This is a genomic window from Candidatus Neomarinimicrobiota bacterium, from assembly GCA_041862535.1.
Taxonomy (GTDB): Bacteria; Fidelibacterota; Marinisomatia; order SCGC-AAA003-L08; family TS1B11.
The window spans coordinates 1-11,118 of sequence record JBGVTM010000215.1 but is presented as its reverse complement, the minus strand read 5'-3'; the positions used below and the strand labels follow the sequence as shown (position 1 = coordinate 11,118).

Genomic DNA, 11,118 nt, shown 5'->3' with positions numbered 1-11,118 from the left:
ACGTAAAAACCCGGGGCCGCTCAATCGAATCGGTAGTGGACCAGTACTATAAGACCGTGCGTCCCATGCACCTGCAATTCGTGGAACCCACCAAACGGTTCGCCGACATCATTATCCCTGAAGGAGCCTACAACCGGGTCGCTATCGACATTTTAAAGACTAAAATCAATGCCCTTTTAGGCGGGGATCAGATAAAAGGGGAGGTTATCTCGCCATGATCCAGACACCACGTTACATGGGATGGATCGAGGTGATCAGCGGCAGCATGTTCAGCGGCAAGACCGAGGAGCTGATCCGGCGCCTGCGCCGGGCCCAAATCGCCAAACAATCGGTGGCCATCTTCAAGCCCCAGCTTGATGATCGCTACAGCGAGAGTGATATCGTCAGCCATAGCCAACTCCGGATCCCTTCCACACCGGTCAGCTCCCCACAGGAAATTCTGAAGCATGCCGATGAAGCGGACGTAATCGGCATCGATGAGGCCCAGTTTTTTGAACCTGATATCGTGTCGGTGGTGAAGGAACTTGCCGGACGAGGTAAACGGGTGGTTGTCGCCGGTCTGGACAAGGACTACCGGGGCGAGCCCTTTGGCGCCCTCCCGGAACTCATGGCGGAAGCGGAATACGTGACCAAGACCTTAGCCATCTGTATGCGCTGTGGGGAGCCGGCCAATTTCACCCAGCGGCTGACCAGGGACGATCGCCGGATCCTCATTGGTGAAACTGACATTTACGAGGCCCGCTGCCGGCGCTGTTTTGAACCCCCCATTCCCGATACCGAAAAGAACCAGAAAGGATAGGTATGAGATGGATTAGCCTCCTCGGGATGCTCGCACTCCTGGCCATCGCCTGGGGGATATCCGCTAATCGTACCAAAATCAAGCTGCGGCCCATCGTCTGGGGATTGGCCCTCCAGTTCCTTTTCGCTATCGTCATTCTTCAGGAAAACATCTGGAGTTTCGTGGGGATGTCGCTGCTGGGAATCCTGGTGATCCTGTACCTGCTCCAGCAGGACATCAAACGGGCGCGAAATGGAAACCTGTACGCGCTGGCCGTGGTCGCAGGGGCCGTGGGATTAGGGGCTCTTCTGGCTTTCGCAGGCAGTATCATAAATCTGGTTTGGCTACTTCTTTTGCTGATACTCATCCTGATCCTCAACACCTGGAAGCTACGACGAGCCCCCCTGAGCCGCTACCTGGGTGCGGCATTTGTAGTCACCCTGATATCCGCTGCCGTGGCCTATGGACAATATGGCAAGACCATCTTCCGATCATTTTCAGATAAGATCGCTGACTTCCTCAACCTGTCTTATTACGGTGCTGCGTTTCTATTCGGCAACCTGGTCAATCCGGAGTACTTTTCCACCCCGGCTGGCAGCCTCTGGCCCGGCTTCGGCGTCCAATTCGCTTTTAAAATTCTGCCCACCATCATTTTCTTCGGCGGGTTCATGTCCGTCCTCTATTACCTGGGCATTATGCAGCGCATCATCATCGCCCTGAGCCGGTTCATGCGCTGGACCATCGGTACCAGTGGAGCGGAGACCCTTTCCTGCTCGGCCAATATCTTTGTGGGGCAGACGGAGGCACCCCTGCTCATCCGGCCTTTCCTGCCGGATATGACCACCTCGGAACTGCTTACGATCATGGTCGGCGGATTCGCCACCATTGCGGGTGGTGTCCTGGCAGGTTATATCGCTATGGGCATCAATGCGGGCCACCTGGTGGCGGCATCGGTCATGTCGGCCCCGGCGGCCCTCGCGGTGGGCAAACTCATCTTCCCCGAAACCGAACACTCAACCACCGCCGGGGATGTTGATATGCCACCCATCGAGAGTGGCTCGAATATCATTGAGGCCGCCACCCGGGGCATCATTGATGGGTTGAAGCTGGCTGTCAATGTAGGGGCCATGCTGATTGGATTTATCGCCCTCATCGCTGTGGCCGATGTGATTCTCAACTTTCTGGATAAACTTATTGACGGCGCCTTACTCGGCGGCCAGCTGGTCCAATATGGCGCCTCATCGGGCTTCTCGCCCATCAACCAGGAGTACAGCGGTATTTTCCCCGGTTCTCTCAAAACCCTGTTCGGGGCTATTCTCCGCCCCCTGGCCTGGCTGATGGGGGTCAGCTGGGAATACGCCGATGAGGTGGGTAACCTGCTGGGCATCAAGATTTCCCTTAACGAATTCGTGGCCTATAGCACCCTCAGCAACTACATGCAAGGGAACATCATCAATGAGCGGGCCCAGATCATCGCCACTTACGCCCTGTGCGGCTTCGCCAACTTTTCTTCCATCGGCATCCAGATAGGTGGTATCGGCGCATTCATTCCCAAACGCCGGGGGGAGCTGAGCCGCATCGCCCTGCGCGCCATGTTCGGCGGTGCCATCGCTTCCTGGCTGACCGCCACCGTGGCCGGGATGATCCTGTGACTTTAAGCCAACCAGTAGCATGCGCCTGATTCTCATCGGTCCGCCAGGCGTCGGCAAGGGCACTCAAGCCCGGTTGCTGGCTGAACATTTCGCCATCCCCCAGGTCGCCACCGGCGACATGCTACGCGCACACACCAGGGCCAAGACCGAACTGGGTCAACAGGCGGAGGCAATCATGGCCGCGGGCAAGCTGGTGCCCGATGAAATAATTCTGGCCATGGTGGAGGCCCGGCTCAAAGAGCCAGATGCCGCCAATGGCTTCATCCTGGACGGCTTCCCCCGCACGGTCCCCCAGGGAGTAGGACTGACCGTCATCCTGGAGCGTCTGGGGGTGGAACTGGACGCCATCATCGTCATCACGATGAAGCAACGCATGATCCTCTCCCGTCTCACGGCCCGCCGGACCTGTGTCCAGTGCGGCGCGGTATTCAACCTGATCATCAACCCCCCGACCACCATCGGAGTGTGCGACAACTGCGGCAACACGGAGCTGATCCAACGTGATGACGACCGACCGGAGACCATCAAAAAGCGGCTCCACGTCTATAATGAGCAGACCCATCCCCTGCTGGCCTATTATAGCTCCACCGGCTTGGTGAAAGAGGTTGCTGGAAATGGAACGGTGGAAGAAGTCTTCCAGAACATCCTGGCAGCATTGCTTCCAGAGTCAGCCTGAAGCCCACGCGTTCGGAAAGCCTGAAGATGTTGCGTATTGGAATTACGGGGGGGCTTGGTTCTGGCAAGACGACTGCGGCCCGCTTCTTCGGCGACCGCAGTGCCCGGGTATTTGATGCCGACATGGAAGCGAAGCTGATCCTCCTGCGCCATGAGCCGGTGCGCCAGGCAATTGTAGAGGCTTTCGGTGAAGTGGTCCTAAACGAGGTGGGTGAAATTGACTTCGGGCGCCTGGCTGCCTACGCCTTCGCTGAACCGGAGCGGCAGCAACGCCTCAATGACATCATCCATCCGGAAGTGGTTTTGGCAGCCGAGCGCGCAATGACCGCCGCCAGCCTGCAGGGAGTAAGCCTGTTTGTGATAGACGTACCCCTGCTTTTTGAAGCCCACCTGGAGCGATATCTGGATTATACCCTGGTAGTAGTCGCCGATGAAGAACTCCGGATCAAACGGGCCCTGGAGCGGGGCACCATAACGGAAGAAGACATTCGCAGCCGGATACGCCTGCAGCTCTCCGATGAACAACGCGCCGCTCAAGCTGACTTCGTGGTTCAAAATAATGGCACCCTCGGGGAACTGTTTCAACAGCTGGAAGAGATCTACGACACCCTTAACAGGATTCTGCAATCCTAGACCTGTCCACTGCCACCATAACCGCTGGCTACCTGCCGGAACCGCTGGCCCTCCCCCTACTCAGTGACCGGGGAGCGGTGGCCCGAATGGCCCAAAAAATCTATGACCAGGATCCCAATCTGGTCGCTCAGCTTGATACCCACCAGGGGCCGGTTGTCATCAAGTGGTTTGGCTGGCGTCACAAGCTTCACTTCTATTTAAGTCCCTTGCGTCCAGGCCGTGCCTGGAACAGTTGGCAAATGGCCAGGGCTCTGGAGGAGGCGGCCGCCCGCACACCCCAACCCCTATTCGTTTATCTGCGCCGCTGCCGAGGTTTCATCCACGAGAATTTCTATGTCACCGCCGCCATCCATCCCCATCAGAAGCTGCGTGATTTTCTCCAGTCGAATGCCCCGCCGCAGCTCATGGAGCAGGCGGTGGCTGATCTGGCTCTCAGCATCGCTCGCATGCACGAAGGCGGCATCCGGCACCGGGATCTCACCACCGGCAACTGCCTGGTTGATGATGCCGGCTTGGTGCATCTGGTAGATCTCAACCGGGCCCGGAAGCGAGCGCGGCCCTCCAGACATCAGCGTCTATCTGACCTGGCCCGGATCAACTTCAACGCCCGGGACCAGGCGCTGACATGCCGGCTGGCCCACCGGTTTTTCCAGGTCTACAGCACCGAGACCGACCCGACTATCGACTGGGAGGGCAGGTATCAGAAATATCGCCACCGACTGCTGCAAAGGCGGGGCTGGAAAAAGCGCCTACGACGTCTCCGCAACCGTAAACAGGCCGATACGGTGGGCGTGTAAACCAGGCACCACTGACAGCATCTTCACCAGCTGCAGTCCGGCCATTTCCGCTTCCCCCAGTAACGTCCGGCGTGACAACATGGTAATTCGCGACGGTTGCTTGAACAGGCGCCGATGCAGGATATGAAGTGGCGTCTGGATGTAGAACGATACCACTACCCAGCGGCGACTCACCCGCTTGAATTCCTTCAGGATCGCAACCCGTTGATCCTGCTCATGGACATGCTGCAAAAGGCGGATGGAGAACACGAGCTCGAAGCTGCGGTCCCGGTAGGGCAGGGCTTCGGCCAGGCCCGTTACGGAACCCCGGGCCAGTCCAAGCTTAGCACGTTGGTAAAGGATGGCATTGAAGTTGAAATCCAAGGCCTGGACCGGCCCGTATTGTATCAGCAATTCCTGAAAACGACCATAACCAACCGGCACGTCCAGAATAGACCCGCCCAGATGATAGCGAGTGAAGAGGTTCTTGATTAAGTTTTCTTCGCGGCGGTGGAGCCAGCGCTGGTCCCGGTGGCGGTAGCGCTTCTGGGCGTATTGGTGTACCTGCTCCAGGCTCTCCCAGGTCTTGTAGGCCAATCTAGCGGATGCTCCCGCGCAAGGCCCGGGGGGCTCCTAGAACCTCTCGCAGGAGTATGACCTGCTGCAGGGGTGATAGCCGCCCAAGGATCGCTTCTGGAAGCAGGGGGTAGCTGGGCTCAACTCGCGGAGCGACGTACTCCGCTCTACGGGTGGGAATAGGCTTCACCGGCGGTGGCTCTGGTGGAGCTTCCACAGGCTCCGGCTCAGCCAAAATTTCCGGCTCCTCCTCGAGAGCAGGTTCTTCGGTCTCGGGACGGAGTACCCCTGGGATGAGTTCCTCGGCAAGGCCCAGCTTGCGGAGGACATCCTCCAGAGGCATAGCCGGCTTTGGAGGGGGCTCTGGCCGCCCTTCCCTTGCGGATAACCGGGGCGAAACCGGCCTCGGAGGCCGACGTTTCTCCAACGCCTCGACCTCCACCCTGGCCTCGGGAGGTCTCTCCCGCTGGAACGTGACCTCCCTGCCAACCTTAGGCGCTGGCTTTTCCGCTGGAGTAACCGGCTTACCTGGCGGTGCGGACCGGGCCTGCATCGCCCGCCGCCGCCGCGCCCTGGCTCCCAGAAAAGTGGACAACAGCCACCAGATGACGATGATCCAGAACAGGGGGCTCTTAAAAAAGTCCATTATTCACCCGTTGTAGGTGGTTTCGTCTCCGGACCGACCTCTCCTTCAGGTCTTATCCCAACAACCTTTTCGGGTTCAGCAATGGATTGGCGCATGCCGGTATCCGCCTGGATGTTCTGCATGCGGTAATAGTCCATGATTCCCAAATTGCCTTCCCGGAACGCCTGGGCCATAGCTTTCGGCACCTCCGCCTCTGCCTCTACCACCTTGGCACGCATTTCTTGAACCGTTGCTCTGAACTCCTGCTCGGCAGCGACGGCCATGGCCCGGCGGGTTTCGGCCCGCGCCCGGGCTACCTTCAGATCGGCCGCGGCTTGCTCAGTCTGTAAATCGGCTCCTATGTTCTTACCCACATCCACGTCGGCAATGTCGATGGACAGGATGGCATAGGCCGTCCCGGCATCCAGCCCCCGGCCAAGTACGGCCTTGGAAATTCGATCGGGATTCTCAAGCACCGCCTTGTAATTATCGGCAGAACCGATGGCACTGACGATCCCTTCGCCCACGCGGGCGATAATGGTCTCTTCCGTGGCACCTCCCACCAGCTGTTCAATGTTAGTGCGCACGGTCACCCGGGACCGCACCATGAGCTGAATCCCGTCCTTGGCCACGGCACTGATCTTACCCGTTTTGGGGCAGTCGATGACCTTGGGGTAAACACTGGTCTGCACCGCCTCCTGTACGTCCCGGCCCGCCAGGTCGATGGCGGTGGCCGTGGTGAAGGGAAGTTCGATGTTGGCCTTGTTAGCGGCGATCATGGCATTGACCACCCGGGAAAGGGAACCGCCGGCCAGGAAGTGGGTCTCCAGATCCTCCGAACTGATCTGCCGCAGCCCGGCACGATGCAGGTTAATAATCCCATTCACCACCTGCCGGGGTGGGATCTTCCGGATGCGCATGATAATCAGCTTGATGAGTGAGATCTGCCGCCAGCCGATGGAGACCAACGCCTGAATCCACAGTCCCACCGGGACCAGATAGATAAACAGGATAAACAGTACCAGTACAATGGGGAGGATGAAAACTAAGCTCGTCATGGATTGGTTACTCCTTATTGGTCCGTGAAGCGATGCGTATGAAGGCGGTGTTGCCTTCTACACGAATAATCTCAACGGAGGTTCCCTTAGGAATATGTTCACCCCGGGTAGTGACGTTCACTTGGCGCCCGGCGATCTCGGCTTTACCGGTGGGCATGCATGCGGTGAGAGTATTGCCGATCTGGCCGACCAGCTCCTCCAATCCCATAGCCACACTGTACTCCTCAGCCGTGATAGGGATGTGGCGCTTGAAAAATTTACTGGTGACAAAAGCTCTTAAGAGGATAACGGCACCGATAATGCCGCCCAGAATACCAATGTTCAGGCCAATAAAGGCCCGTTCTATCTGTTCCGGAGTGGGGAATTCACCCAGGAGCATCTTATACATACCCCACAGCATCAGGGCGATTCCGCCAATTCCAGCCAGACCAAAGCCGGGAATCGCAACTATTTCCAAGATCAGCAGCGTGAGGCCTGCCAGGAAGATGAGCACTTCGGTGAAGTTGGCCAGCTGGGCGATGAAGCTGGTGCTGAAAAAGAGCAGCAGGGCAATGGCACCGATAATCCCGGGGAAACCAAAGCCAGGCGTCCGCAGCTCGAATAGCAGCCCTAAAAATCCGATGCTCATGAGCAGACTGCTGACGATAGGATCGGTAAGAAAGCGGACAATATGTTCTGACCAGTTGGGAGCGAAGGAGACTACCCGGGCTTCCTCCAGCCCCAGGGATGCCAGCACTTCCTCAAAGGTATCCTGCATATCATCGGCCATTGCCAGCCGAATTGCCTTCTCGGTAGTCAGTGTGATAAGTTTCCCGGACTTGCTGCCCTCAATCCCCTCAAGATGTACTGTATCCCCATGAATAATAATGTAGGGCACCGCCAATTCCTCATCCACCATGCCTTCGGCAATCCGGGTGGGGCGACCCCGGGCTTCGGCCGTGGCAGACATCTCCTCCCGAAAATAGGAGATGACCTTCTCACTGGCCTTTTTCCCCTCTACATCCACCGCGGTGGCGGCACCGATGGTAGCGCCTTTGGACATGATTATTTTTTCGCAGGAGAGGGAAATCAAGGCACCGGCGGAAATGGCCCGACGATTTACGAAGGCCACGGTGGGAACCGGCGACGACATGATGGCATCCTTGATGCGGGTGGCACCGTCAAGTCGGCCGCCGAAGGTATCAATGTCAAAAATAATGGCCTCAGGGCGTTCCTGGTCAGCCAGCTTAATGACCCGCTCTACGAACGGTGGCAATCCCATATCGATGGTACCCTGGATGGGCACCCGGTAGACCAGCCCGGCAGGTTTAGCTACCAACCCAGCCGCTAAAGCGCCGATAATGAATGCCACTCTCATTCTAGAATAATATTATATGCCTTGCCCCGCAAAGTCAACGTGTTTCCGTCGGAAAAACCGTTTCGAATAAATCTTCATATATCGGTAACTTACAAAATTAAATATTGATCCAATCAAAACACGTTTGCCAAGCCTTGATCAATCGACTTTTTCACGCCGCCGCCTGGATTATCAACCGCCTGCCGCGTTTGTGGGCATTGGCCCTGGGGCGCCTGCTGGGTGCCGGTCTGTATCTGGTTATGCCCTACCGTAAGGACGTGGCCTGGAACAACCTGAGCCTGGCCCTGCCGGAGCGTTCCCGCCGCCAGCGCTGGGCCATTCTCCACCGCACTTACCAACATTTCGGCATGATGCTGACGGACTTCATCCGTATGCCAAACCTCACCACCCATACATTGGGCGCGATGATTGATTTCGATGAATCATATATCCAGGAAGTGCGTGATCAGGGGAGCGGGGCGGTAGTTATAAGCGGTCACATTGGCAACTGGGAGCTGTTCGTTCCGGCTCTGGGCTTGCGCGGCTATCCTATTACGCCCGTGATGGTGACCCAGCGGGGAGCCGGGGGCTCCTTCGTGACGGAAGTGCGCGATAACACCAGCCACCAGTATATATCCAAAAAGACTTCCACGCGTATCATGCTGCAGCGGCTGAAAGCGGGAACTTTCCTTCTTCTAGCAGGAGACCAGGATGCCAGGAAGCGCGGCGTGTGGGTCACCCTGCTGGGCCAGCCCTCCTCCCGACCCAGGGGCGGCGCCGTCTTCGCCCTCAAAGCCAGCGCTCCCCTGTTGGTCGGCTGTTGCCTCCTTAAAAAGGATCGACGCTACCGTCTGAGCTTGCGACCCATCAGCACCGCAGATTTGCCGCAAAACCGGGACCAGGCAATTCAGATCCTTACGCAACGCTACACGGATGCCCTGGGAGAAGCGATTCAAAAACACCCCGAACAATACTTCTGGTTCCACCGCATGTGGAAGTCACATCCTGAGCCTGCCGAAGGGACCAGCCCTGAGCCTGCCGAAGGGACCCGCCCTACGCAGCATCGAAGAACCCGACCGGCTCGCCAATGAGACGCATCGCCGCTACCGATCCCGCCGCCCCGGCCAGCTTCTGGCAGGCTATTCAGGCCGGGGAGCTGGTGGTCTACCCCACCGACACCCTGTACGGCCTGGGCACTGACGCCATGAACCAGGCGGCCCTCGAACGACTCGCGGTGGTCAAGGGACGGAAAGGGCCGTTCAGCGTGATGGTAGGACAGCTCGAAGAGCTGGAAGAATATGCATTGGTTTCGCCCGCGATCACTGACAAATTATTAAATATGCTACCAGGACCGTATACGATCATCCTTTCGCCCCGTCATCCGGAAAAGCTCTTACAGCCGGTAAAGGGACCCGGGGGGAAGGTCGGCTTTCGTCTCCCCGGGCATCCGTTTGTACAGGCTGCTTTCCAGGGAGCGCAGGGATTGGTGATTACCACCAGCGTGAACCGGACCGGTCAGCCCCCCCTCCAGGATCCGGAGACCATTAAGGACCAACTCGAAGGGCAAGTCGACCTGCTGGTGGATGCCGGACGGCTGCCGGCTTCCAACGGGAGCACGGTCGTGGATGCCACCGTCGAGCCCTGGCGGGTACTCAGACAAGGTGACGGTAAACTCTAGGCCGCATGAAAACCTATCGCCGCTTCATTAAATACCTCACCCGCTACGGGCACATGATTGCCTTGACGCTAATTTTATCACTCATCTTCGTGGCACTGAACTCGCTCTCACTCTGGATGGTGGCCTCCCTCATTAACACCGTACTGGTCAGTCCAGAGAGCATCCCCGTGAAGCCGGTGGATGTCTCCGTAGCGGGCAGCTTTTACGACCAGCTGCGGGCCTGGACCGCCAACCTGATCCAGCAGTCCACTCCCCTCAAGACCCTCGCCCGCCTGTGCTGGCTGCTGCTGGCAGTGTTTTTGGCTAAAAACGTGTTCTTCTACCTGAAGGACATGGCGGCCGGGATAATGGAGAACCGCCTCATTCGAGACCTGCGGAACGACTTGTTCAACCATATCAAGACCCTGTCCATGTCTTATTTTGATCATCAGAAAACAGCAGAGATTTCCTCCGTAGTCTTGAACGACGTGGCGGCGGTCCGGCGCGCCTTCACGGTCAGTCTGCAGAAGATCGTAGTAGAGCCTGTCAACCTCGCGGTCTTCGCTACCATGCTATTCATCATCAGCTGGAAGCTTTCCCTGCTGGCCATTCCATTGATCCCTCTGGCCGCCTTAGTGACCACCCGTCTGGGTAGAAGCCTCCGGCGGCGGGCCCGGCGCTCCATGAGACAGATCGCCGGGGTGATGAATGTGCTCCAGGAAACCTTGCGCGGTATGCGGATTGTGAAAGCCTTTGTAATGGAGCAGGACGAGGCCCGACGGTTCAAAAGGGAAAACCAACGCTATTATCGATTGGTATTCCGGCGTTTCACCCTCAAGAACCTCAACACCCCCCTTAACGAAATGATCGGGGTATTCTTCGGCGTGGTACTCCTGTGGGTGGGTGGACAGCAGGTCCTGATCGGTCGCGGTGTGGGCCCGGAAGAGTTCATGAGTTACATCATCTTCCTTTTCGCCATGCTGCAGCCCCTGCGCAACCTCAGCAACGTGCATGCCGATATCCAGGTGGGCCTGGCCTCAGCCGACCGCATCTTCAATCTCATGGATGTGCTACCATCGATCGCTGAAAAACCCGGGGCTGTGGCCCTCACCGGGTTTAATGATTCGATCCGCCTGGAAGACGTCACCTTCACCTACGAAGGCGGTGGCCGGCCGGCCCTATACAACATCAACTGTGAAATCAAAAAGGGTGAGGTAGTGGCGCTGGTGGGCCTGAGTGGCTCAGGGAAATCGACTGTCGCCGACCTTATACCGCGGTTTTATGACGCTTCTTCAGGAAGAATTGCTATCGACGGTCACGACGTACGCGACGTAGGGCTGCGATCATTGCGG

General features: G+C 57.8%; 13 protein-coding genes. 9 read left to right on the top strand and 4 right to left on the bottom strand.

Annotation, left to right across the window (positions count from 1 at the left end; translation table 11 throughout):
• The 6 genes from ACETWG_07990 to ACETWG_07965 form a co-directional block, all read left to right on the top strand.
• Positions 1-218 (top strand): uridine kinase (locus ACETWG_07990; GenBank protein ID MFB0516529.1); only part of this gene is annotated, 218 nt, incomplete at its 5' end.
• Positions 215-799 (top strand): thymidine kinase, encoded by a 585-nt coding sequence (locus ACETWG_07985; protein ID MFB0516528.1) that lies wholly within the window; start codon positions 215-217, stop codon positions 797-799. The genes ACETWG_07990 and ACETWG_07985, both read left to right, overlap by 4 nt.
• Positions 800-801: 2 nt before the next feature.
• Positions 802-2,430 (top strand): NupC/NupG family nucleoside CNT transporter, encoded by a 1,629-nt coding sequence (locus ACETWG_07980; protein ID MFB0516527.1) that lies wholly within the window; start codon positions 802-804, stop codon positions 2,428-2,430.
• A 19-nt stretch (positions 2,431-2,449) separates the two neighbouring features.
• Positions 2,450-3,106, top strand: coding sequence for an adenylate kinase (locus ACETWG_07975; protein MFB0516526.1), 657 nt, complete (start codon positions 2,450-2,452; stop codon positions 3,104-3,106).
• Between the two features lie 26 nt (positions 3,107-3,132).
• Positions 3,133-3,738: a dephospho-CoA kinase gene (coaE, locus tag ACETWG_07970; protein ID MFB0516525.1), complete on the top strand. Its 606-nt coding sequence runs from the start codon at positions 3,133-3,135 to the stop codon at positions 3,736-3,738.
• An 86-nt stretch (positions 3,739-3,824) separates the two neighbouring features.
• Positions 3,825-4,535: a lipopolysaccharide kinase InaA family protein gene (locus ACETWG_07965; protein MFB0516524.1), complete on the top strand. Its 711-nt coding sequence runs from the start codon at positions 3,825-3,827 to the stop codon at positions 4,533-4,535.
• Here ACETWG_07965 and ACETWG_07960 read toward each other — a convergent pair.
• The 4 genes from ACETWG_07960 to ACETWG_07945 are packed head-to-tail and all read right to left on the bottom strand — an operon-like array spanning position 4,488 to position 8,124.
• Positions 4,488-5,111: a class I SAM-dependent methyltransferase gene (locus ACETWG_07960; GenBank protein MFB0516523.1), complete on the bottom strand. Its 624-nt coding sequence runs from the start codon at positions 5,109-5,111 to the stop codon at positions 4,488-4,490. The two genes, ACETWG_07965 and ACETWG_07960, sit on opposite strands and share 48 nt — an antisense overlap.
• Position 5,112: 1 nt before the next feature.
• On the bottom strand, positions 5,113-5,736 hold the full coding sequence (locus tag ACETWG_07955; GenBank protein MFB0516522.1) for a hypothetical protein: 624 nt from the start codon (positions 5,734-5,736) through the stop codon (positions 5,113-5,115).
• The gene (floA, locus tag ACETWG_07950) at positions 5,736-6,773 is read right to left on the bottom strand and encodes a flotillin-like protein FloA (GenBank protein MFB0516521.1); all 1,038 of its coding nucleotides are present in this window, start codon (positions 6,771-6,773) and stop codon (positions 5,736-5,738) included. Before floA ends, ACETWG_07955 begins: the two co-directional genes overlap by 1 nt.
• 7 nt (positions 6,774-6,780) lie before the next feature.
• On the bottom strand, positions 6,781-8,124 hold the full coding sequence (locus ACETWG_07945) for a nodulation protein NfeD (GenBank protein MFB0516520.1): 1,344 nt from the start codon (positions 8,122-8,124) through the stop codon (positions 6,781-6,783).
• 140 nt (positions 8,125-8,264) lie between these two features.
• On the opposite strand from ACETWG_07945, the gene ACETWG_07940 reads away from it, so the two are divergent.
• From ACETWG_07940 to ACETWG_07930, 3 genes are all read left to right on the top strand, one after another.
• On the top strand, positions 8,265-9,200 hold the full coding sequence (locus ACETWG_07940) for a lysophospholipid acyltransferase family protein (GenBank protein ID MFB0516519.1): 936 nt from the start codon (positions 8,265-8,267) through the stop codon (positions 9,198-9,200).
• Positions 9,197-9,787 carry an L-threonylcarbamoyladenylate synthase gene (locus ACETWG_07935; protein MFB0516518.1) on the top strand — a complete coding sequence of 197 codons (591 nt, stop codon included), beginning with the start codon at positions 9,197-9,199 and terminating at the stop codon, positions 9,785-9,787. The genes ACETWG_07940 and ACETWG_07935 overlap by 4 nt, the downstream gene beginning before the upstream one ends.
• A 5-nt stretch (positions 9,788-9,792) precedes the next feature.
• The coding region (locus ACETWG_07930; GenBank protein MFB0516517.1) for an ABC transporter ATP-binding protein at positions 9,793-11,118 on the top strand (1,326 nt) is incomplete at its 3' end.